Consider the following 21,831-nt stretch of genomic DNA (forward strand, 5'->3'; position numbering starts at 1 on the left):
CGGTTAGGATGCAACACGTCCGGTCCGGCCCGTGGGGACGCCTCCACGGTCCTCGGATCCGGCGCAAGGTCGCTTCCCACCCCCGGGGGCCTCCTCAGGACATCGGGAACCCCCGCCCCACATCGCTCGTTCTCGCCCGCGGGCCGGTCGCCGGCGTCGGTGCCTCCCCAGCGGTTCCCGTGCCCGCCGCCCGGACCGGCGGTTCCACGGATACGGGAAGCCGCAACCCACCGGCGCTCCCACGCGTCACAGACAACACGGTCAGCGAAAACCGGGCGAGGGGAGCCATGAGCGAAAACGGACCTTACAACCAGCCACCGCAGAACCCCCACGGCGGCGGAGAGCCCGGAGGGCAGCCGCCCTACGGGCCGCCTCACGGCGCCCCCTACGGCGACCCGGGCACCGGCGGCCAGCCCGGGTACGGCCCCGGCTACCACCCCGGCCCCGAGCAGCAGGTGTACACGGGCGGCCACCCCGGCTACGGCCCGGGCGGCGCCCCGGGCACCGGTGGCCAGCCCGGGTACGGCCCCGGCTACCACCCCGGGTACATGCCGCAGCCGCAGCCCCCCAAGAGCGGCGGCAGGGCCGTCGCCTGGATCCTCGGCATCGGCGGTGCGGTGATCGTGGTCCTGCTGATCGCGGTCGTGGCGGCCGTCTTCATCAACGGCCAGAACAACCCGGTCGCGCAGCCCCCGACCGGGCCCGCCACCGAGCAGGAGCCGACCACCGCGACGGAGCCGGGCACCGGTTCCGAGCCGGACCCGAACACGGCCGCTCCCACGGGCGAGCCCCCCTACGCCGTGCCCGCCGAGCCCTGCGACGCCCTCACCGACCAGGTCTACGCGGACTTCATGCTCACCGAAGCCGGCTACAAGTCCGTCCAGGACAGCACCGCTAGCTGCCACAGCTCCCTGGCCGACGCACCCGAGGGCAACCCCGAGGACTCCTACGCCTCCCTGCGCGTGGAGTACGCGGTGCCCTACTCCGCCTCCGACTCGCTGGAGGCCGCCGAGGACGACTACGAGTACAACCTCGAGTACGTCACGGGTGCCAACGACTACTCGGCCTACCTGGCCGAAGGCGTCGAGGAAAACCGTGAAGTCGACCTCGGCGACCAGGCGCACTACGTCCTGACCACCTACGACTACCTGGGTGACGAGGTGCCCACGGCCGTCCTGCTGATCCGCACGGCCAACGTCAACATCCAGATCGAGTACCAGGTCCTCCTCGGCCTCCTCGGCGACGCCACCGTCGACGAGCTGAGCCTGCCGGACAACACCGAGGACCTCATGTTCAACGCCGGCAACGAGGCCCTGGCACTGGTCGGCAGCGCCTGACCCGGGGCCGGAACGCCCGAGGGGGCCGCGGCGCGTGCGCCGCGGCCCCCTCGTATGCGCCCGTCCGCTCGCACAGGCCCCGCGGGGTCCGCGCGAGCGGCGGTCACAGGTCGGCGCGGACCCGGCGGACCGCCTCGACCATGTTGCGCAGGGCCTGCTCGGCCTCGGCGTAGCCGCGCGTCTTGAGACCGCAGTCCGGGTTGGCCCACAGGCGGTCGGCGTCCACGTGCTCCAGCGCCAGGCGCAGGGACTCTTCGATCTCCTCCACCGAGGGCACCCTCGGCGAGTGGATGTCGTAGACGCCGGGGCCGACCGAGCGCGCGTAGCCGCGCCGGCCTAGGTCCGCCACGAGCTCCATCCGCGAACGGGCCGCCTCGACACTGGTGACGTCGGCGTCCAGCGCCTCGATCCCGCCGACGATCCGCCCGAACTCCGAGTAGCACATGTGCGTGTGGATCGTCGTGGTCGGCGCGACCCCGGAGGTGGCCAGGCGGAACGAACCCACCGCCCAGTCCATGTAGGCCGGACGCCGCTCCTCGCGCAGCGGCAGCAGCTCGCGCAGGGCCGCCTCGTCCACCTGGATGTGGCGGATCCCGGCGCGCTCCAGGTCGGCGATCTCGTCCCGCAGGGCCAGGGCGACCTGGCGTGCGGTGTCGCCCAGCGGCTGGTCGGTACGGACGAAGGACCAGGCGAGCATGGTGACCGGGCCGGTCAGCATGCCCTTGACGGGCTTGCGCGTCCGCGACTGGGCATAGGTGGTCCACCCGACCGTCATCGGCTCGGGACGGGAGACGTCCCCGTACAGGACCGGGGGCCGCACGCAACGCGAACCGTAGGACTGCACCCACCCGCACTCGGTGGTGGCATAGCCCTCGAGCCGTTCGGCGAAGTACTGGACCATGTCGTTGCGCTCGGGCTCTCCGTGCACGAGCACGTCCAGGCCGATGTCCTCCTGGAGGGCGATCACGCGGTCGATCTCCTCGCGCATGATCCGCTCGTACTCCTCCTTCCCCATCTCTCCCCTGCTGTGGGCGGCGCGCGCCCTGCGCAGCTCGGCGGTCTGGGGGAACGAGCCGATCGTCGTGGTGGTGAGGGGGGTGCCGGCCGGAACGCCCCGCTCCCCCGGGCGCACGGCGGCCTCCGGCCCAAGCGCGTCGAGCCGCGCCCGGACCCGGGCGTCGGTGAAGGACGGCGAGGGGGCGGAGTCCTGCGCTCCGACCCCGGCCCCCTGGGAGAGCAACCGCCCGAGCAGGGCGACCTCCTCGGCCTTCTGCTTGGCAAAGGCCAGTGCCCGGCGCAGCCCCGGGTCCAGGGACGTCTCCGCGCCCAGGTCCACGGGCACGTGCAGCAGCGAGCAGGAGGTGCCCACGGTCAGCTTGTCGGCCAGGCCAAGCAGTGTGCCCAGGGTGGCGGCGGCCGCGGGGAGGTCGGTGCGCCACACGTTGCGGCCGTCGACGACGCCCGCGACTAGGCGGGTAGCGCCCAGACCGGACACCTTCACGAGGTCGTCGACGCCCTCGGAGTCGCTCACCAGGTCCAGGCCGACCGCCTCGACGGGGACGTCCTTGAGGACGCGCAGGGCGTCGGCGCCGATGGATCCGAAGTAGGTGGACACCAGCAGGGAGGGACGGTCGGTCAGCGCCCCCAGGCGCCGGTAGGCCCGCTCCAGTCGCCCGGTGGCGGCCCGGCCCTCGTCGGCGGCCAGGACCGGCTCGTCCATCTGCACCTCATGGGCCCCGGCCGCCCTCAGGTCGGCCAGGAGCTCGGCGTAGGCGTCCAGGAGCGGGTCGAGCAGCTCGATCGGCTCCCAGCCCTCGGGGGCGCCGTCCGCGGGCTTGGCCAGCAGCAGGAACGTGAGCGGTCCGACCAGGACCGGACGGGTGCGGTACCCGGCCCCGGCCGCCTCACAGAACTCGGCGACGGGCTTGTCGCCGACCAGGCGCGGGCGGGTACCGGGCTCCAGTTCGGGGACCAGGTAGTGGTAGTTGGTGTCGAACCACTTGGTCATCTCCAGGGGCGGGGCGCCCTGCTCCCCCCGTGCGAGCGCGAAGTAGCGGCGCAGCTCCTCGTCGCGATCGGCGGCGGAGGCCGGTGAGGCGAACCGCGGCGGCACCAGGTCGAACATGACCGCGGTGTCCAGGACGTGGTCGTAGTAGGAGAACGTGTTGGAGGGCAGGTCGTCGATCCCTGCTCCCTTCAACAGGGCGTAGGCGTCCGTGCGCAGTCCGGCGGCGACGGCGTCCAGTTCGGTGGCGGTGCTGCGGCCCTTCCAGTAGGCCTCGACCGCCCGCTTGAGTTCACGGCGCGGACCGATCCGCGGAAAGCCGTGCACCGTGGAGCGCACGCTCCCCCCGCCGGCGGCCTGTGGCGTGTCCATACAGCTTCTCTCCCTCGTCGAAAGCCGGGTTCCGGCACCGGGACGAGGGCAGGGGAGGGCACGCGTCGGCAGCGCGCCGCGAGCGCGCCCGACACCGCCTCCGGCCCTCCCTCGGGGCGCGGGACCACCGGCGGCCCGGGCGGGCCGCCGGGTGGAGGCAGGTCTTCGGACTCGCGGGCACCACCGGACCCGTGTCCGGTCACCTACCGGCCGCCGCTTCCCGGTCACCGGTCCTCTCGGCCGGCCCACCAGTGCTCATGGCGACTGTCGTTCCCACATACCGCTGCGGGGCAGCTCCGGATTCCCACCGGATTCCCTCTTTCGACGCGCCCCGCCCGGGCTGGCCCGAGTGCGGAACGCGTACCTTCCACACCTGGGAGTATAGGGAGGGCCGACGCCAGCCCGTCATGGCCGCCCCGCTCGACCGTCCCCGACACACGTCGTCGCACCGCAACCGCACGCCCCCGTCGTGCGTCACAACCGATACAGGCTGCGGAGAGAGGCCGCCCCCGCCTCCCCTCCGCCGATGTTCGTCGCCCCCCGATGAACGTGGAGAACCCCCGACGTGAACAATCCATCCCCATCCGCCAAGGCCCCTGCCGCCGCCATGGCCACAGCTGCCGGCGCCGTCGCGGTCCTGGTCGTCCTGGCCCTGGCCGCCACCCGCTTCTCGGTCCTGCCCTGGCCGCCCTCAACTCCCGGTGGGAGCACCGCCACACAGTCCTCGGAGGAGAGCGCACCCCCGGCCGCCGGGGACCCCGACCAACTCACGGTCGTCGATCCCGCCGACGTCGTCGGTGTCGAGGAGGTCGAACTCGCCTACGACGGAGGCGCCGAGGTGGCGGTGGCCTACCCCGCTGTCCAGGGGGCCGACCCCTTCACCGCGTTTTTGGCGGACACGCTCGCCACCGAGGTGCACGCCTTCGAGGCAGCCAACCCCGGCGCCAGGTCCTATACGGGCTCCTGGGGGCTGACCGCCGCCGCGGGCGATGTCCTGGGGGTGCGCGTGACCGCCACCGAGACCGACTCCGAGGAGAGCCGGGAGCGCCGCTCCACCTACTGGTACGAGACCGACACCGGCCTGGCGCACGGCTCGACCGCCCTGATCGCCGGACAGGAGGAACTGGCCGCCCTCAACGGCCTCGTCCTGGAACGGGTGTCCGACCAGGCGGACGGCTCGGTCATCCACCCCATCTCCTCGGTGTACGACTCGGTCGGGTTCAACCCCGCCGGCGACCTGGTCGTGGAGTTCGACGACGGCCAGGCGGCGCCCGTGGGCGTCGGCCGGGTGCACGCCGTCGTGGAACGGGACCTGGCCGAACCGCTGCTGTCGGAACTGGGTCTGCGCGCCCGCGACGCGGCGACCGTCGCCGCCGACGCCTTCTCCGTGCCGAGCCCGCCCGCGACCGCCGGAGGCGGTACGGACACGCCCCCTCCGGGCGTGCTGTCCCCGGTCGACGACACGGTGGACTGCTCCGACCCCGCCACCAAGTGCGTGGCGCTGACCTACGACGACGGGCCCGGCGGCGGGACCCCCGCCCTGCTGGACACCCTCGCCGAGCACGACGCCCGCGCCACCTTCTTTGTCACCGGGGTGCCGGTCATGTCGCATGCGACGACGGTGCGGCGCGCCTACGCCGAGGGCCACGAGATGGCCAATCACACGCTGAACCACCCCGACCTGTCCGGGCTGAGCCAGCGGGGAGCGCGTTCCGAACTGGAGGCGGTGCAGGCCCTGGTGTACCGCGAGACGGGCTACACCATGGACATGATGCGGCCCCCCTACGGTGCCACCGACGAGGGCGTCACCGCCGTGACCAGCGGTCTGGGCCTGTCCCAGATCATCTGGAACGTGGACACCCACGACTGGAGGGACCGCGACGCCTCGCTGGTCACCCAGCGCGCGCTGTCAGGGGCCTCGGACGGGGCGATCATCCTCATGCACGACATCCACCCCACGACCATCGCGGCGTCGCGGCGGATCATCTCCGAACTGGACGCGCGCGGGTTCACGATGGTCACCGTCACCCAACTGCTCGGCCCCACCACCCCCGGCGGCCTCTACACCGACGGCGTCCCGGAGGCGGAGCAACCGTCAGAGGCCTCCGGAACCGACGCACAGGTGGGCGAGGAGGCGGCGGGCTGAGCCGGTCTCGCCCCCGACGTCCCTTTCCCCCGCGTGGCCGCCTGGCCGGATCCGGTCACCCGGCCAGGCGGAGCCGCACCGTCCCCTATGTTGCTCCCAGCAGCCGCTACGCGTTCGGACCAAGGGATGAGGGATCGCCGGTGGGTCAGACGACCGCCCGTGCACACGAGCCGAGGGAACCGGCCCCGCCGGGCAGACGGGGGCCCGGGCCCCGGTGGGCGGGTGCCGCGGCCGCCGCGCTCCTGCTGCCCATGGCCTCCTGCGCCGCCGATCCCGGCACCGCCGACACCGCGGACCTGATGTCGGTGGTGGCCGACGCCCCCGAGGGCCCCGTCTCGGAGTGGACCGGCACCGCGGCCGACTTCGACGGCCACCCCTACGTCCCCGACGGGGTGACGGTGACCGCCGCCTACCCCGAGTTCGAGGGGGCGGAGGGGTTCTCCCAAGGGCTGTCCGGGCACGTGGACCGGCGGGTGGGCGACTTCTACGGCGGGAGCCGGGAGCCGGTGAGCCTGGACATCGACTGGGAGGTGACGGCGGCCGGCGACGGCGTCCTGGGGGTGCGCCTGGTCCACACCGTGGAGGACCTGCACGGGCTCCGGCAGGGGTACGCGACCTACTGGTACGACGCCGAGACGGGGTTGACCCGCTACTCCTCCGAGCTGATCGCCGGGCGGGAGGGGTTGGAGCAGCTGAACGGGATCGTCGCCGACGCGCTGGCCGACCATCCCCACGCGGGAGCGGACACGCTGTGGCCGATCCTGTCCACCTACGACTCGATGGGCTTCAACGCCGACGGCGACCTCGTGGTGGAGTTCGACGACGGGCACCTCTCACCGGTGCGCGAAGGGCACCCACCGGACGCCTCCCCGGGGCGGATCGGGGTGGTCGTCGACGCAGACGAGGCGGCCCCGCTCCTGTCCGACCTGGGTGAGCGGGCGCGCGCGGCCTCCGCACTGGAGGAGCCCGACTTCGCCGTACCGGTGCCTGACGCGCCGAACGCCGACCGCCCCGCCGTCCCGGGGGAGATCACCGCGGGCGAGGACGTGGACTGCGCGGCGGAGGGCGTCCGGTGTGTAGCGCTGACCTTCGACGACGGCCCCGCCGAGACCACCCCGCACCTGCTCGACCTGCTGGCCGAGGAGGGGGTGGTCGCAACGTTCTTCCTCAACGGCGACCCCGCGCTGACCCGACCGGCGGTGATCCGGCGCGCCTACGCCGAGGGCCACGAGATCGCCAACCACAACGACCAGCACGAGCACATGCGCGACCTGCCCGTCAGCGCGCTGCCCCGGCAGGTGGCGACGGTGAACGCGATCGTCAGCCGGGAGACCGGGTACCGGGTGACGCTGTTCCGGCCGCCGTTCGGCCAGAGCTCGCCCGAGGTGCTCGCGGAAGTCGGCGCGCAGGAGATGGCCCAGGTGGTGTGGAACGTCGACAGCGAGGACTGGACGGAGATCGGCCCGAACGAGATCGTGGAGCGCGTCACGGAGCAGACCGCCCGGGCCGACCGGGACGCGATCGTCCTCCTGCACGACCCGCTGCCCGCCACCCTGGCGGCCGTCCCCGAGCTCATCGGGCTGCTGCGCGAGGACGGCTACACGTTCGCGACCACCACCCAGGCGATCGGCGACCCGGTCACCGGCGCGGCCTACCCCGAGGGGCGGAACGTGCCGGAGGCCGCGAGCGGGGAGCCGAAGGCCTGACCCGCCCGCGTCAGGAGGCCTGTTCGGCTCCGCCCTCCACCACCGTCAGGTCCGGGGGCGGGGCGTCGGAGCCGACCGCCGCACCGACGGAGGTGTACCCGGCCTCGCGGACCAGCCGGGCCAGGCCGCGCTGGACACGGCGGGGCCACGCCGGCCCCCCGTAGACGAAGCCCGTGTAGCCCTGCACGAGTGTGGCACCGGCGCGGATACGCGCCCAGGCGTCCTCGGGGGTCTCGATGCCGCCGACCGCGACCAGGGTCACCCGGTCCCCCACGCGGGAGCGCAGGCGGCGCAGCACCTCCAGCGAGCGTTCCTTGAGGGGGGCGCCCGAGAGGCCCCCCGTACCGGCCGCGGCCACCTCCTCGTCGGAGGCGGACAGCCCCTCACGCGCGATGGTGGTGTTGGTGGCGATGAGGCCGTCCAGGCCCTCGGCCAGCGCGAGGTCGGCGACGGCGTCGATGTCCTCGTCTGCCAGGTCCGGGGCGATCTTCACCAGGAGCGGCAGATCCGGGTGCCCGGCCTCGGACAGAGCGGCGCGTACGGCGGACAGGATCGGGCGCAGCCGCTCCACGCTCTGGAGGTCGCGCAGCCCGGGGGTGTTGGGCGAGCTGACGTTGACCACCATGTAGTCGGCGTAGGGGGCCAGGCGGAGGGCGCTGGTCGCGTAGTCGGCGGGCGCCTCCTCCTCGGGGGTCGCCTTGGTCTTGCCGATGTTGACGCCCAGGACCGGCAGGCGGGTGCCGCGCTGGTGGTACAGGCGCTCGGCGACCAGGGCCGACCCCTCGTTGTTGAACCCCATGCGGTTGACGATCGCGCGGTCGCCGATCAGGCGGAACAGGCGCGGGGCCGGGTTCCCGGGCTGGGGCTGGGCCGTGATGGTGCCCACCTCCACGAACCCGAACCCGAGCGCGGCCAGCCCGCGTGGGCTCTCCGCGTTCTTGTCGAACCCGGCCGCCAGGCCCAGCGGCCCGGGGAACTCCCGGCCCAGGGCGTGCACGGTCAGCTCAGGCTCGCGCGGCCCCAGCAGGCGGCCCATCCCCGCGGCGACACCGGGTACCGCAGCGGCGGCGCGCAGCGCGGCGAAGCTCACTCCGTGGGCTCGCTCGGCGTCCATGTGGCGCAGGACCGAGCTGAAGAGCACTTGGTAGAACACGCTTATCCGTTCCCGTCACCCTCGCGTTCGGCGAGGAAGCGTTCGAGTTCCGCGCCGAGTTCGTCGGCGGTGGGCAGTCCGCCCTCCTCCTCGGCGAGCGGGAGCTTGGGACGCTCCCCGCCGTCGTTCCTGGAGGACATGATGTCGTCGTACTGGCGCTCCAGGTTGGCCACGACGCGCTGGACCTCCTCAGAGGCCGCCACCTGTTCGGCGATGTCGACGTCGGTGGCCCTGGCCGTGTCCTCCAGAGCGCTCGTGGGCAGGGCCAGACCGGTGGCGCCGCCGACGTACTCGGCGGCGGCGATGGCCGACCGGGGGTACTCGGACTGGGCCAAATAGCTGGGGACGTGGACGGCGTAGCCGATGAAGTCGTGACCGCGCTCGCCCAGCCGGTACTCCAGCAGCGACACCGCGGTACCGGGGACCTCGATCCTGCCGATCCACGGGGTGTGGCCCGCCACCAGCTCGGGGCGGGTGGCGTGGGGGGTGACGGTGACCGGGCGGGTGTGCGGAACGGCCATGGGGACGCCGTGCACGGCGACGGACAGGGTGACGCCGAAGCGCTCGGCCAGTCCGATGACGGCAGCGGTGAAGAGCTCCCACTCGCGGTCCGGCTCGGGTCCGTGCAGGACGAGGAAGGGGGTGTCCTCCTCGTCGTACATGCGGTACAGGGCGATCTTGGGCGGCTCGTAGCCGGTCCAGGTGTTCTCGACGAACGTCATCGGGGGGCGGCGGGACCGGTAGTCCACGAGGCGGTCGGCGTCGAAGGTGGCGACCTCCTCCGCGGTGAGCCGGTCGAACATCTCCGAGGCCACCTGCCTTCCTGCGTGGCCGGCATCGACGAAGCCGTTCAGACAGACGAGCATCGCCAGACCGGTGACGTCGTCGAAACCGGGGTGGAGTTCGTACAGATCCGAGGGTTCACGCACCGGGTCTCGTCTCCAAAGGGTCGGGATCGCACGGGTCTGCCGTCCGCGTGGCGCGGCCTGCGGGGGAAGCCCGGTCGGCGCGCCGTATGGGGCGGTGTGCCCTGTTTTCCACAATACCGACCCCGGGGTGGCCGATCGGACGTGGCCGGTCACCCCGGGACACGGCGGACGTCAGCGCAGTTCGGCGACCCTGAGGGCGCGCAGGCGGTTGAGTACGGCGGCGATCTCGTACCTGCGCGGCAGGGCGTAGTCCCCGCCGAACTCCGTGCCGAGGACGGTGACGCCGTCCTCGGCCAGCCTCCGTTCGAGGGAGTCCAGGGCCTCGGACAGGGTGCGGGTGCCGTCCAGGTGGCCTCCCCGCACGAGTGCGCGCAGGGCGAGCCCGGCCCCGGTGATCTGGCCGGGGTCGACGAACTGCTCGACCGAGCGGACGTCGACGTCGTGCTCGCCGAACACCAGCACGTCCATGTCGCGGCGCTTGATCCTGCCTCGGCCGCGCGCGGTGGTGTCGTCCACCGACGCGGGGTCCACGACCCGGGGGCGGGGCCGGGCGAAGTCGGCGTCGGAGCGCTCGCGCGCCAGTTTCCGGGCACGGTCGGTGACGTCGTGCGGATGGTAGGCGTCGAGCATGACCACGTGGTCGGCGACGTCGAAGTAGTCGCCGCTGCCGCCCATGACCAGGACGGTGGAGACACCGTGGTCGCGCCTCAACGGCCGTACCAGGTCGATGAAGGGAACGAGGGGCTCGCGGTCGCCGTGGACGAGGGCCTGCATCCGCTCGTCCCGGATCATCAGGTTGGTGGCGGTGGAGTCCTCGTCGACCAGCAGCGTGCGCGAGCCGATCTCGACGGCCTCGCAGATGTTGGCAGCCTGGGAGGTGGACCCGGAGGCGTTCTCGGTGCGGAAGTCGCCGGTGTCGGCACCGGTGGGCAGGCCCCGGACGAAGGGGCTGACGTCGGTGCGCTCGACCCGGCGCCCCTCCTCGGCGCGGATCTTGACGGCGTCGGTGCGGGTGACGACGAGTTCGCGGCCGTCGCCGGGGATGTGGTCGTAGACACCCCGTTCGAGTGCGTGGAGGAGGGTGGACTTGCCGTGGAAGCCGCCGCCGACGATGAGGGTGATGCCCTCGGGCACGCCCATGCCGGTGACAGTGCCGCGGTGGGGCAGGTCCACGCTCACGCGCAGCGACGCGGGAGAGTCGAAGGGGACGGCGCCGCCGGCCATGGGCTGGTCGCTGACGCCGCTGCGCCGGGGCAGGACCGCCCCGTCGGCGACGAACGCCACCAGCCCGCGCCCCTCCAGTCCGGAGCGCAGGGCGACGGTGTCGGCGACGCTGTCGGCGAAGGCGACGGCCTCGGCGGAGTCGATCTCCTCCCAGTCCAGGCCGTCGACGAGGTCGGGGACGGTGCCGCAGAGTTCGCGCTCGGCGGCGCGGCCGTCGATACGGCGACCGCGTCCGGGCAGGTCGACACCGATCCGCAGGTCGATTCCGCCCTCGGTGACCTGGCAGGAGGAGCGTTCGATGACCTCCTGCCCGCCGGTGTCGATCTTGAGCAGGGACCCCTTGAGGAGGCGTCGGGCCCTGCGGCCGAGGTAGTCGGCGGTGGCACGGCGGCGCACGGGGTCGGCCCAGGCGCTCTCGGGGATGCCCGCGTCGCGGACGAGCACGCGCACGCGCGAGGGCGGCGCGAAGGGGTCGGACTGCGCGTGCTGGACGGTGAGGGTGAAGTCACCGAAGTCCCAGTCGCCCTTGAGCGACTTGTAGCGGCCGTAGGAGCCGCCGTCCATCGCCAGCAGTTCCGACGACAGCCGGGCGTCGTCGCGCACGCCGCGGATCGGTTCGGGTTCGGGCCTGCGGCCCCCACGACCGCCGCCACCGCCGTGTCGACGCCCTTGGCCGCCCCCGTAGCGTCCCGCCATCGTGTGCTTCCCCCTATGCCTCGTGGTGGGTGTCCCCGCCAGGGTAGGGCGTTGGCTCCGCCCCCGACGACGGCCCGGGAGGGACGGCGGGCCGACCCCCGGGCGGAGAGGGGGCCGCCCCGGTGGCGGTACCAGGGCGGCCCCTGTGAGGTGTCCGTGATGCGCTCCGGGATCAAGGGGGCATTCCGGGTCGCACCGCGGGTTCCCGCCTTCCCGGGAGGGGTGGGGAAGGCGCCTCGCGTTCTTTTCTACCGGAAGTCGGCTCCCTTTGCGGGGGAAACCTCGATCCCGGGTGATCCGGCTTCCGCTGGTCGGCCGTCTCAGCCCTTCAGCGCGGCGCGAAGGACGGCGTCGTGCGGACCGGCGGGGTCGTCGCCGAGGTCGCCGACGAACACCGCGACCGGTCGGCCGCCCCGCTCCGCCACCTCGGCACGCAGCTCCCGCCAGTGGTGCAGGTTCGGGTGGTCGAAGTCCGGGCAGGCCTCGGCCGGGGCCAGTCCGGCGATCGCCTCGTCCAGCTGGTCCAGTGTCATGGGGTAGGTCGCGGTGCCGCAGGTGTGTCCCAGGACCCGCGCCAGAACGACGGCGGGCAGGTGGTTGCCTCCCGCGTTGGTCAGCCCGAACCCGGTCACGCCGTCCCTTTCGACACCGACCGCGTAGGCCGCGGGCCGTCGCCACCCGGTGTGGGAGGCCTCCAGTTCCTGTCGGGCCCGGATGACGCGTTCCCTGGTCTCCCACTGCTCGTCCATGCTCTGGCTCCCTGTGTCGGCGACGGTCCGAAACGACACCCTAGAGCCGCAGGGTCCCGTGGGCCACGGTGACCGCCGTGCCGCCGATGAGGACCCGGCCGGGCGCCCCCTCCGGAAGCCGCAGCAGCAGGTCGCCGCCGCGCTCGGACACCTGGCGGGCGGTGAGCCCGGTGCGGCCCAGGCGCTCGGCCCAGAACGGGGCGAGCACGGTGTGGGCGCTTCCGGTCACGGGGTCCTCGGGGACCCCGACGGCGGGGGCGAAGAACCGGGAGACGAGGTCGTGCGCCTCTCCGCGGGCGGTGGCGATGATCCCGCGGGCGGGCAGGGCCTTCAGCGCGGCCAGGTCCGGGGAGAGCCCCCGGACGGCGGCCTCGTCGGCGACCTCGACCAGGAGGTCGCCGGTCGCAGCCCGCCCCACGTACAGCGGCTCGGCGCCGAGCGCCTCGACGAGGCCGTCGGGGCTCTCACCGGTTTCGGGCGGGTTGGCGGGGAAGTCCAGCCAGAGCCGCTCGCCGTCGGTGGTGACAGTGAGCACCCCGCTGCGGGTGGCGAAGCGGTGGGGACCGGGGACACCCAGTTCGGTGAGGGCGTGGGAGGCGGCGAGGGTGGCGTGCCCGCACAGGTCGACCTCGACCGCCGGGGTGAACCAGCGCAGCGCGAAGTCGGCGCCGGGGTCCTCGACCGGGTGCACGAATGCCGTCTCCGACAGGTTGAACTCGGCGGCCACGCCTTGCGCCCACGCGTTGGGACGGGGACCGTCCAGGACGAGGACGGCGGCGGGGTTGCCCGCCAGCGGGCGGTCGGTGAAGGCGTCGACGACGCGGTACTCGGTCATGCGGACCATGGTGGAAGACCGCTGCGGCCCACGAAAGGACCAGTCCCACAAAGTGGCACCGAACGCCAGTCCGCCGGAGGCGGCACGCCCGGGGGGGCGGGACACGCGTCGGGGCCGTGGTCGGTCACCGACCACGGCCCCGCGCATGGAACGCCTCCCCGGTGAGCGGGCCCGGGGCCGCTCCGGCCTACTTGCGGCGCAGCTTCTCCACCATCGCGTTGAGGCCGCTGCGCTCGTACAGGGAGGCAAGGCCGTGACCACCGGTGCTCCTGCCCAACAGACCCTTGCCGTTCTCGGCCGCGCCGGCGTGCGCACCTGCGGGGCTGCGGCGGGACCAGACGAAGAACAGGGCGATCAGCACCGCCGGGATCAGCGCCAGGGTCAGCAGGGCCGTCGCGCCCAGAGCGTGGTCGGATCCGGTGAGCTCGGCACCGGAGAGGTCGGTCGCCGCGGTCTCCGCACTCGTCCCGGACCCGTCGGAGCCTTCGGCCGCGGCGGCCGTCTCGGCGGAGTCCTCCTGCTCGGTGTCCTCGGCGGGCTCGGTGTCCTCGGCGGGCTCCTCGGAGGGGGAGGCCTCCTCGACGGGCTCCGCCGCGGCGGGCTCGGGTTCGGCCGCGGCCTGCTCGGGGATCGGCGAGACCGCGCTGTCGCAGGAGGTGCCGGGCTGCTGGAAGGGATGGGGGGCGCCCGGGGTCCCGTGGCCGTCGCCCCACTCGGTGATGTAGTACTCGACGTCGGCGTGGCCGTTGCCGCCGCTCACGGTGAGCGTGGTCTCGTTGAAGCTCTCCCCCATCATGTCGGCGAAGGTCTTGCCGTCGATGTCGAGCAGTACGTCGCAGTCGTAGGAGGGGACGCCCGGGCCGCGGTCGCCGATGAAGAACTCGTACTCCTCGCCCTCGTAGACGATGTAGCCCTCGGTACCCAGCGGCCAGCTCGGGCTGGAGAACAGGCCCTTCTGCATGGGCTCTCCGCTCGCGGGGGCGCCGGTGTCCCCGTTGATGCCGGAACCGTCGTCCCAGAAGTAGGTGGCGGTGACCTTGCCGTACTGAATCGGAGTCTCGTTGCTCATGTAAGAAATAGCCAGGTAGGCGACAGGGCCGAGAAGACCGCTGGCATGACGCACAAGCCCCCACGGGCACGGTGGACGTGCACAGTGTGACCACAAGTCATGACATGGATCACCCGCGCCGCAGGCGGCGGCATCGGATGGGGCGGGAGGGCGCCGGTGGCACCGGCACTCCGCCGGGACGGGCGCGCGGTCGCGCGCCGAGCGTCCCGAGAGAAGGTCTCGGCTCCCTTGCGGCACTCGGCCATCCAAGGGCTCGGCACCGATTCGTCAATGTTTAATAACGAACCGATCACGAACGACACTAGTCCACGTTTAATCACATTGGCGAGCCATCAACCGTAAAATGACACTTCGCAGTTGACCGATAACCCTGTGGCATGTCTCCCCCGTGCCCTCGGTGCACGTGCCAACGCCGCCTCGGCAGGAGACCCCGGGCGTCGGACCGGGCGGGGAGACCGCCCCCGCACCACGCGCCACACCTCTGGCAGCCGCCCCGCCCGCGAGGGCAGGACGTTCGGACGAGGGGCCGCGGCACAAGGGCGCCCCGGCGGAAACACCCCGCCGAGCCACCGGAAGGTCAAGGCGTGTCGGTCAGGTCACCCGGTCGCGCACTGCGAAGCGCCCCCGGCGCCACTCGCCGGTCCGCACCACCTCCACCAGCGCGGACGCGGCATCGTACACGTCCACGTAGCGCAGGTACAGCGGAGTGAAACCGAACCGCATGACGTCGGGGGCCCGGAAGTCGCCGATCACACCGTGCTCGATCAGCGCCCGGACGATCGGGTAGCCCGCGCCCCGCTCCGGCTCCAGCAAGGCGACCTGGCTGCCCCGCCTCTCGTGCTCGGGGGGTGTGAGCGAGGCCAGGCCCGCCTCGGCGGCCCTGTGCAGGAACAGGTCGGTCATCGCCAGGCTCTTGGCCCGCACCAGACCCAGGTCGGCCCGGGCCCACACGTCCAGGCTCGCCTCCAGAGCGGCGGCGGCCACGAGGGGCTGCGACCCGCTCAGGAAGCGCGACACCCCCGGCGAAGGCTCGTATTCGGGGGTGAAGTCGAAGGGGCGGGCGTGCCCGTGCCAGCCGCTCAGCGGCTGGTGCGCGGCGGCGTGGTGCCGTTTCGCGGCGTAGAGGAAGGACGGGGCACCGGGCCCGGCGTTCAGGTACTTGTACGTGCAGCCCACGGCGAAGTCGGCCCCGCTCGCGGAGAGGGCGACCGGCACGGCGCCAGCGCTGTGGCACAGGTCCCAGACCACCAGAGTCCCGTGCTCGTGGGCCAGACGGGTGATCCCCGCCATGTCGCGCAGTGTGCCGCTCCGGTAGTCGACGTGGCTCAGCAGGAGGACGGCCGCGTCCCCACGCGCCAGCGCCTCGGCCAGGTCCGGTCCGTCGGGGTCCACCCGGCGCTGCACGGCCCCGGTGAGCGCGGCCGCACCCTCGGCGACGTACAGGTCGGTGGGGAAGTTGCCCGCCTCTCCCAGGACGACCGAGCGGTCGGACATACCCAGCGCCGCGACCAGGACCTTGAACAGGTTGGCCGAGGTGCCGTCGCCGACGACCACCTCGTCTGCCCCGGCGCCCACCAAGGGCGCGACCCCGGCACCCAGGGTGCGCGGCTTGTCCCACCACCCCGCGCCGTTCCAGCTCGTGACCAGCCCCTGGCCCCACTCGTGTTCGACCATGCGGGCGACCCTGCCCGGGGTGGACCTCGGCAGCGCCCCCAGCGAGTTGCCGTCCAGGTAGACCACCCCCTCGGGAAGGACGAACTCCTCACGGAAGGGGGCGAGGGGGTCGGCGGCGTCGAGGGCGGCACACTCCTCGCGGGTGGCGGGTGGCATGCGGTTCCTGCTTTCTGGCGGTGCTGTCGTGGTCAGAGTGCGGAGCGCAGGCTCCACAGTTCGGGAAAGGCGTCCCGTTCGGCGTTGCGGGCGAGCCAGGCCAGGCCGCTGGAGCCGCCGCTGCCACGCTTGGCCCCCAGGACGCGCTTGACGGCGACAAGGTGGCGGCGACGCCACTCGGCCGTGCGCTCGGCGACGTCGAGCAGCGCCTCGGCCAGGAGGAACAGGTCGTGGCCGGGACTGTCGTCGGCGTAGACCCCCTCCCAGGCGCGTTCGACCCCGGCGCTGGGCTCGTAGTCGCCCCTCCAGTCGCGCTCGACCCTGTCCCCGGGCACCGGGAGGCCCCTGCGGTGGAGGAGGCGCAGCGCAGCGTCGTACAGGCTCGGCCGTTCCAGGAGGGCGGTGAGTTCGTCGGCGACCCCGCCCATGGCCCTGTGCGGACGGATCATCGCCGCGGACTTGTGGCCGAGGAGGAACTCCAGCTTGCGGTAGCCGTAGGACTGGAAGCCGGAGGCCTCGCCGAAGGCTCCGCGAAAGCGCGCGAACTCGTTCGGTGTCATGTCGGCGAGCAGCTTCCAGGAGTCGTTGAGCACGTCCTGGGCGTCGTGGGCGCGGCGCAGCCAGGCGAGGGCGCCGGGGACATCGTCGGCCTCCAGGGCGTCACGGGCCCCCTCCCAGCGTTCCGCGACCAGGGAGAAGAGCAACTCCATCACCTGGGTGGCGAGGATGAACGCGGACTCGGCGGGTTCGTCGGTGCGCGTCCGCTTGAGGCTCAGGAGGGTGTCGATCCCGGCGTAGCCGACGTAGGGAGTGACACGGTCGAAGGAGAGCGTCGGAGTTCCCCCTGCCGCCTCCTCCGGTGCGGCGGCCGGTGTCCGGGCCTCCTCCGCCGCGGTGTCCTCCGGGGAGAACGGACACTGCGGGACGGTCGCGGAATACATGGGAACCCCTCGTCGGTGCTGTGCGTTCGGCCGCGGAAGCGCCGTCGCGGACGGGCCCCGCGGGCGCAGACCATGATCGAACGGGAGGGGGCCGCTTCGGAAGATTCAATGAGCACGCATATCGGTCATCGAGTTAACATAGAGAAGAAAAATCCGCTCATCGACTTTGGGAGTGCAAAGCATGGCTCCACAGGCGGGCGTCCCGCTGGACAGCGTCGACCTGCGCATCCTGTCCGAGCTCCAAGCGGACGGGCGACTGTCCTTCAACGCGCTGTCCCGCAAGGTGAACCTGTCGGCCCCAGCGGTGGCCGACCGCGTCCGGCGCCTCACGGACCGGGGCGTGATCTCCGGCTACCACGCCCACGTGGACCCGGCCGCCGCCGGCCTTCCCGTGACGGCCCTGGTGCGGATGGAGTGTTTCGGGCCGCACTGCCTACTCCGCGAGCCCCTGGCCTTGGAGGCACCGGAGATCCTCCAGGTGCACCGCGTGACCGGCGACGCCTGCTGCGTCCTGTTCATCGCGGTGCGCTCCATGGAGCACTTCGAGGAGGTCATCGACCGGTTGGCCGAGCACGGCCGCCCCTCCAGCACCATGGTGCTCTCCAGCCCCGTCCCGTGGCGTCGGGTGACCCCATGACACACCCACGGACCGTGAGGTGGACGAGACCCCATCGAGACTCGGGGAAGACCGTCGAGCGACCTGGGAACATCGGGTGTTAAGCACGCGTTAAGGCAGGTCCTGCTACTGGTCAATCGGCCCTAGGCTCGGGAACCGTGCTCGAACTACTGGCCACCATGAAACCCGGGTCCCCACGACGCAAAAGGGAGGTCAACGTGCCGTCCATCAGCGGTCTCGCACGCGTCACGCTCTCCGTCCGCGACCTCGACGAGAGCGTACGGTTCTACCGTTCGGTCCTGGGCTTCAAGAAGCTGCGGCGCACCGAGGACGACCACGGGACCATGCGCACCGAGTGCCGCCACTCCTGCGGCTTCCTACTGGACCTGGTGCAGCACCGGGACAACTTCAAGGGCCGGTTCGACCACCGCCGCTGCGGCCTGGACCAGCTCGTCCTCCAGGTGGGCAACCTGGGCGAACTGGAGGCCTGGGAGGACCGCTTCACCGACCTGGACGTGGAGCACGTACCCACCAGCCACGACGTCGACGGCTCCACGCTGGTGTTCTTCGACCCCGACGGCACCGAACTGGCGCTGTTCGTCCCGGCCGAACTGGACGACACCGAGTCCTGAAGGGCCCGGGCGGCGCCTTCCTCACTCGCTCTCCACCGTCCGCAGCCGCACGTCGCGCTCGGCGAGCTCCTCGACCGCCGAACGCGGGAGCCGGTCGTCGGTGACGATGAGGTCGAACTCCTCCAGTCGCGCCACCCTGAACGTGCCGAACTTGCCGTACTTGGTGCTGTCGACGGTCAGGACGCTCTTCGAGGCGATCCTCAGCAGTTCCTGTTTGTGGATCACCTTCGCCTCGGAGGGGGTCGTCGAACCGCGGTCGGCGTCCCAGGAGCTGCTCGCGATGAAGGCGAGGTCGACGTTGACCTTGCGCAGGAAGTCGGCCGTGTACTGGCCGACCGAGGAGTGGTCGGAGTGGGACACCACTCCACCGGTGTGGATCAGCTCGATCCCCGGGTACTCCATCAGGTGGCCCACGACGTTGAAGTCGCTGGTGATCACGGTGAGGCCGACCTTGTCGGTGAGCATCGGGACCATCTGGAGGGTGGTCGTCCCCGCGTCCAGGTAGATGGTGAAGTTCTCCCGGACCAGTTCGGCCGCGGCCCGGGCGATGGCACGCTTGGCGGGCACCTCCAACTGGGCCTTGGCCAAGTAGGAGGGCTCGCTCTTGAGCCGGGCGGCCAGGCGCACTCCGCCGGTGACCGACAGGACCTTTCCGTCGTTCTCCAGGGCCTGGATGTCGCGCCGGATCGTCATGTGCGAGACGGACAGCATGGACGTGAGCTCGTTGATGCTCAACACGTGACGCTCCTGGAGGAGCTTCAGGATGTGCTCTCGTCGCTGATCCGGAATCATCATTCGCCTCACGCTCAGGGGCCAACCACAGGGGCACCGTGCTTCCACGGTGCCATGTCACAAAGTTTCCCATCGTGGAGGGGGCGCAACAGCGTCCCCGCGGCGTGAGACGGCTCCCATCACGGTGCGGACGCCCCCCAGACGCCGACGCAGATGCTCCTCGCCCGGAGGACGAAGCCGATGTTTTCCCTGTTTGCCCCACGTACGGTGCCCGTCTTTGCGACCCTTGCACCATGACGTTGTCCATTGCTATGAGCGCAGACACCGCCCAGGCACCGGGAAACACCCTCCCGGCCCTGCGATCAGCCTTGCGCGCCGGAGCGGACCTGGTCAAGGTCGACGTCCACTTGAGTGCGGACGGCTACCCGGTCCTGGCACCCGAACAGGTCAGCCCCTCCCCGGGTGCGCCGCCCCGGCCCGTCCGTGAACTGTCCCTGGCCGAACTGGCCGCCGCGCGCGACAACGTGGAACAGCGCGTACCCACGCTCATGGAGGTGCTGGCCGAGTTCCGTCCGGGCACCGTGCCGCCCCTGCTGATCCACGCCCCCGCCGCCGAGGCCGCTCTGGCCGCGGAGTCCCTGCTGCACGAGCGCGGGCTGGCCGGACGCGTGCCCTTCACCGGTTCCGCGGAGGTCCTCGGGGCGCTGCGCACCCGGGGTGAGGAGGCCGGGACGATGCTGTCCTGGGACCAGCCGGGTCTGCCCCCGGAGGACGTCGCACGCACACTGCGGCCGACCTACCTCCGTATTCAGCACACACTGCTGAACAGGGAACGAATCGGGGAGATCCATCGTTTTGGGTATCTCGTCGCGGCGTGGGGAGTCAACGAGTTTCCGGAAATGGCGCGACAGGTCGGAATGGGGATCGATGCACTCGCCACGGAGCGGGTCGAGGACCTGGTGTCGCTGTCCTCACGCGACCGCGGCGACATCCCTCAGGCGGCGGAGTCGGCGTGAACTCCCATCAGCACTGATCCCGGTTCCACCGCAGCGGGCGCACCACCGCTCCCGGGAGGCCGTCCCCTCCATCGACGAGAACCGTCGAAACGTCGCCGTGAATTCTCCGTTCGGCACCTTTCCACTCCCCTCCGGGATATCCTCGGAAAGGGCCTACTCAGAATCAGCCGCACGCCGCCCAGCCCCCAGCGGTCCTTCCGAACGACGAAAAAAACTCATGACGGCCGAGACCTCCCCTCACGGGCTCCGGACGGCGGGCCCTGCCCTGGACTGCGCGGCAGGCCCGTTCGCCGAACACGGTGCGACGATGTCTGCCCTGACCCGCTGGATCGCCTCCGAGACCGGAACGGACCCCGCCGACCTCGGCACCGTCTTCGTCAACCTGGTGGCCCACCACCACCCGGGCTGCCCGCACCGAGGAGGGCACACGCCCCGACGGCGTGGCGGCCACCACTCCGACAGCTCGCACAAGGCCGGACACAACGCAACCTTTTCCGACACGAGCCGAACAATCGTGCAAAAATACACAGAACAGGCGAACGGGGTGGAATCGGGTCCGTTGTGTTCGCGAGGACTTGCAGCGCCCAGGGTTTCGAACGGGGTTTCACAACCGGGCCCCCGAACCCTGCGGAGTAGCGTCGCCGCAGGTGAAGGAGGTAGGCCGGGCAGGACTCGAACCCGCGACCCAGGGATTATGAGTCCACACACCCTCACATCAGCGCATGCGGCCTGACCTGCGCTCCTCCCCCACCCCCGTCAGTGGGCGCGAAAACTTCAACGTGTATTCCCCGTGGGGGCGCGATGAAGTGCCTCGCGGAGCCCTCTCTCAGACCAGGGAAGCGTTCGCCCGCCCTCTCCCCTGACAAGGTGCCCCCCATGGCTAGCCATTCGGGGGGCTCCTGTACGTCTTCTTTCTTTAGAGAGTTAGGAGAAGGAGCCTCCGCAGCCTCCGCAGTCGCGGGCGAACAACGGCTGACGTGCGGAAACGGGGCGGAGGCTAAGCGAAGACTCCAGCCTCCTGGCAGCCTCCGCAGACTCCGTGTAGCCTCCGCAGTAGCCGCCATTGGTGGCCGATTCGAGCGAAGCAGCCTGGCAGGCAAGGGTGCGCGAAATGTCCGTTTCTGAACAACTTGCAGATTCGAGGGGTTCACTCGGATAAAATTGCTGGTCAGGAAGACTGCTCCCCGCGCACGCGGGGATGGACCCGAGCAGTGGTCGCAGATCCAGTCCCTCAACCTCTGCTCCCCGCGCACGCGGGGATGGACCCCGCGCCATCTGCTGGGCGGCCTCCTCCACCGTCTGCTCCCCGCGCACGCGGGGATGGACCCGGAGCGCCGAAACGGAGCCGAGGGGGGGAGTCCTGCTCCCCGCGCACGCGGGGATGGACCCAGTGCATCCTCACTCTCATGGCCGCCGCCGAGCTGCTCCCCGCGCACGCGGGGATGGACCCTACAACTAGCCCTCGACCCCAACCCCAGCGCGCTGCTCCCCGCGCACGCGGGGATAGAGAAGCAAGGCCTGTGGCAGTAAGAAGCTCGGGCGCGTGGCCCGAGCTTCTCATTACTGAGCTTTAATTCGTGGTGTTACGGCTCCAAGGACAACCCGGTCCCGGCAAGACACCCCTCGAGCAACTCGGGGCGGTACTGCATGGGTCTGAGCCGGGCACGGATCAGGGCGGCGAGCTGGTCGATACCGCCGGGGACCAGGTTGGCCAGACCGCTGCGCATCGCCGACCACACCCCCTCGACCGGGTTCAGGTCGGGGGCGTAACCAGGCAACTGCTCGACGGCCAGCCACTCCCGCTCTGCGACGCGGCGCCGCATGTCCGCGCTGGTGTGCCGGT

General features: G+C 71.6%; 17 protein-coding genes, 1 CRISPR repeat array and 1 riboswitch. Of the genes, 6 read left to right on the forward strand and 11 right to left on the reverse strand.

What is annotated here, in order from left to right; genetic code table 11:
• Positions 1–287: 287 nt before the first annotated feature.
• Positions 288–1,337: a hypothetical protein gene (locus B042_RS0114980; protein WP_028648992.1), complete on the forward strand. Its 1,050-nt coding sequence runs from the start codon at positions 288–290 to the stop codon at positions 1,335–1,337.
• A 103-nt stretch (positions 1,338–1,440) separates the two neighbouring features.
• Here B042_RS0114980 and metE read toward each other — a convergent pair whose 3' ends face one another.
• Complete coding sequence (gene metE / locus B042_RS0114985; RefSeq protein WP_028648993.1) at positions 1,441–3,714, reverse strand: 5-methyltetrahydropteroyltriglutamate--homocysteine S-methyltransferase; 2,274 nt, start codon at positions 3,712–3,714, stop codon at positions 1,441–1,443.
• A gap of 138 nt (positions 3,715–3,852) precedes the next feature.
• A riboswitch (cobalamin riboswitch) is annotated at positions 3,853–4,097 on the reverse strand.
• 224 nt (positions 4,098–4,321) lie between these two features.
• On the opposite strand from metE, the gene B042_RS0114990 reads away from it, so the two are divergent.
• Complete coding sequence (locus tag B042_RS0114990) at positions 4,322–5,860, forward strand: polysaccharide deacetylase family protein (RefSeq protein WP_036555193.1); 1,539 nt, start codon at positions 4,322–4,324, stop codon at positions 5,858–5,860.
• Positions 5,861–6,111: 251 nt separating this feature from the next.
• Positions 6,112–7,566 carry a polysaccharide deacetylase family protein gene (locus B042_RS0114995; RefSeq protein ID WP_051415714.1) on the forward strand — a complete coding sequence of 485 codons (1,455 nt, stop codon included), beginning with the start codon at positions 6,112–6,114 and terminating at the stop codon, positions 7,564–7,566.
• Between the two features lie 10 nt (positions 7,567–7,576).
• On the opposite strand, the gene B042_RS0115000 is transcribed toward B042_RS0114995, so the two are convergent.
• The 8 genes from B042_RS0115000 to B042_RS0115035 form a co-directional block, all read right to left on the reverse strand.
• On the reverse strand, positions 7,577–8,725 hold the full coding sequence (locus tag B042_RS0115000; protein ID WP_028648996.1) for a quinone-dependent dihydroorotate dehydrogenase: 1,149 nt from the start codon (positions 8,723–8,725) through the stop codon (positions 7,577–7,579).
• Positions 8,722–9,648, reverse strand: a complete 927-nt coding sequence (locus tag B042_RS0115005; protein ID WP_028648997.1) for a proteasome assembly chaperone family protein — start codon at positions 9,646–9,648, stop codon at positions 8,722–8,724. The genes B042_RS0115000 and B042_RS0115005 overlap by 4 nt, the downstream gene beginning before the upstream one ends.
• Before the next feature lie 171 nt (positions 9,649–9,819).
• Positions 9,820–11,568: an ABC-ATPase domain-containing protein gene (locus B042_RS0115010; RefSeq protein ID WP_028648998.1), complete on the reverse strand. Its 1,749-nt coding sequence runs from the start codon at positions 11,566–11,568 to the stop codon at positions 9,820–9,822.
• Positions 11,569–11,888: 320 nt separating this feature from the next.
• Positions 11,889–12,317 (reverse strand): hypothetical protein, encoded by a 429-nt coding sequence (locus B042_RS0115015; protein WP_028648999.1) that lies wholly within the window; start codon positions 12,315–12,317, stop codon positions 11,889–11,891.
• 40 nt (positions 12,318–12,357) lie between these two features.
• Positions 12,358–13,152, reverse strand: a complete 795-nt coding sequence (locus tag B042_RS0115020) for a PhzF family phenazine biosynthesis protein (protein ID WP_028649000.1) — start codon at positions 13,150–13,152, stop codon at positions 12,358–12,360.
• 187 nt (positions 13,153–13,339) lie between these two features.
• Positions 13,340–14,221 carry a hypothetical protein gene (locus tag B042_RS0115025; RefSeq protein ID WP_028649001.1) on the reverse strand — a complete coding sequence of 294 codons (882 nt, stop codon included), beginning with the start codon at positions 14,219–14,221 and terminating at the stop codon, positions 13,340–13,342.
• A gap of 591 nt (positions 14,222–14,812) precedes the next feature.
• On the reverse strand, positions 14,813–16,051 hold the full coding sequence (gene kynU, locus B042_RS0115030; RefSeq protein WP_028649002.1) for a kynureninase: 1,239 nt from the start codon (positions 16,049–16,051) through the stop codon (positions 14,813–14,815).
• A gap of 32 nt (positions 16,052–16,083) precedes the next feature.
• The gene (locus tag B042_RS0115035) at positions 16,084–16,992 is read right to left on the reverse strand and encodes a tryptophan 2,3-dioxygenase (RefSeq protein WP_028649003.1); all 909 of its coding nucleotides are present in this window, start codon (positions 16,990–16,992) and stop codon (positions 16,084–16,086) included.
• Between the two features lie 181 nt (positions 16,993–17,173).
• Between B042_RS0115035 and B042_RS0115040 the strand changes: the two genes are divergently transcribed.
• Together B042_RS0115040 and B042_RS0115045 are read left to right on the forward strand one after the other, a co-directional pair.
• Positions 17,174–17,629 (forward strand): Lrp/AsnC family transcriptional regulator, encoded by a 456-nt coding sequence (locus tag B042_RS0115040; RefSeq protein ID WP_028649004.1) that lies wholly within the window; start codon positions 17,174–17,176, stop codon positions 17,627–17,629.
• A 197-nt stretch (positions 17,630–17,826) separates the two neighbouring features.
• A complete protein-coding gene (locus tag B042_RS0115045; RefSeq protein WP_028649005.1) occupies positions 17,827–18,240 on the forward strand; it encodes a VOC family protein in 414 nt (137 codons plus the stop codon).
• A 21-nt stretch (positions 18,241–18,261) separates the two neighbouring features.
• Here the strand turns inward: B042_RS0115045 and B042_RS0115050 are convergent, their stop codons facing one another.
• On the reverse strand, positions 18,262–19,032 hold the full coding sequence (locus B042_RS0115050) for a DeoR/GlpR family DNA-binding transcription regulator (protein ID WP_028649006.1): 771 nt from the start codon (positions 19,030–19,032) through the stop codon (positions 18,262–18,264).
• A gap of 233 nt (positions 19,033–19,265) precedes the next feature.
• Here B042_RS0115050 and B042_RS0115055 point away from each other — a divergent pair, with 233 nt between their 5' ends.
• Positions 19,266–19,988, forward strand: a complete 723-nt coding sequence (locus B042_RS0115055) for a glycerophosphodiester phosphodiesterase (RefSeq protein WP_028649007.1) — start codon at positions 19,266–19,268, stop codon at positions 19,986–19,988.
• Between the two features lie 1,177 nt (positions 19,989–21,165).
• Positions 21,166–21,499: direct repeats of the CRISPR family, unit length 29 nt; unit sequence CTGCTCCCCGCGCACGCGGGGATGGACCC.
• A gap of 72 nt (positions 21,500–21,571) precedes the next feature.
• Here B042_RS0115055 and B042_RS0115060 read toward each other — a convergent pair.
• On the reverse strand, positions 21,572–21,831 hold a 260-nt coding region (locus B042_RS0115060; protein ID WP_028649008.1), incomplete at its 5' end, for a transposase.

This window comes from Nocardiopsis sp. CNT312, from assembly GCF_000515115.1.
GTDB lineage: Bacteria > Actinomycetota > Actinomycetes > Streptosporangiales > Streptosporangiaceae > Nocardiopsis.

What these genes read in the sequence shown, in the direction of transcription:
- B042_RS0114980 (WP_028648992.1), top strand. Translation starts at nt 288, where the DNA reads ATGAGCGAAAACGGACCTTACAACCAGCCACCGCAGAACCCCCACGGC.
- metE (WP_028648993.1), bottom strand. Translation starts at nt 3,714, where the DNA reads ATGGACACGCCACAGGCCGCCGGCGGGGGGAGCGTGCGCTCCACGGTG.
- B042_RS0114990 (WP_036555193.1), top strand. Translation starts at nt 4,322, where the DNA reads ATGGCCACAGCTGCCGGCGCCGTCGCGGTCCTGGTCGTCCTGGCCCTG.
- B042_RS0114995 (WP_051415714.1), top strand. Translation starts at nt 6,112, where the DNA reads ATGGCCTCCTGCGCCGCCGATCCCGGCACCGCCGACACCGCGGACCTG.
- B042_RS0115010 (WP_028648998.1), bottom strand. Translation starts at nt 11,568, where the DNA reads ATGGCGGGACGCTACGGGGGCGGCCAAGGGCGTCGACACGGCGGTGGC.
- B042_RS0115015 (WP_028648999.1), bottom strand. Translation starts at nt 12,317, where the DNA reads ATGGACGAGCAGTGGGAGACCAGGGAACGCGTCATCCGGGCCCGACAG.
- B042_RS0115020 (WP_028649000.1), bottom strand. Translation starts at nt 13,152, where the DNA reads ATGACCGAGTACCGCGTCGTCGACGCCTTCACCGACCGCCCGCTGGCG.
- B042_RS0115025 (WP_028649001.1), bottom strand. Translation starts at nt 14,221, where the DNA reads ATGAGCAACGAGACTCCGATTCAGTACGGCAAGGTCACCGCCACCTAC.
- kynU (WP_028649002.1), bottom strand. Translation starts at nt 16,051, where the DNA reads ATGCCACCCGCCACCCGCGAGGAGTGTGCCGCCCTCGACGCCGCCGAC.
- B042_RS0115035 (WP_028649003.1), bottom strand. Translation starts at nt 16,992, where the DNA reads ATGTATTCCGCGACCGTCCCGCAGTGTCCGTTCTCCCCGGAGGACACC.
- B042_RS0115040 (WP_028649004.1), top strand. Translation starts at nt 17,174, where the DNA reads ATGGCTCCACAGGCGGGCGTCCCGCTGGACAGCGTCGACCTGCGCATC.
- B042_RS0115050 (WP_028649006.1), bottom strand. Translation starts at nt 19,032, where the DNA reads ATGATTCCGGATCAGCGACGAGAGCACATCCTGAAGCTCCTCCAGGAG.
- B042_RS0115055 (WP_028649007.1), top strand. Translation starts at nt 19,266, where the DNA reads ATGACGTTGTCCATTGCTATGAGCGCAGACACCGCCCAGGCACCGGGA.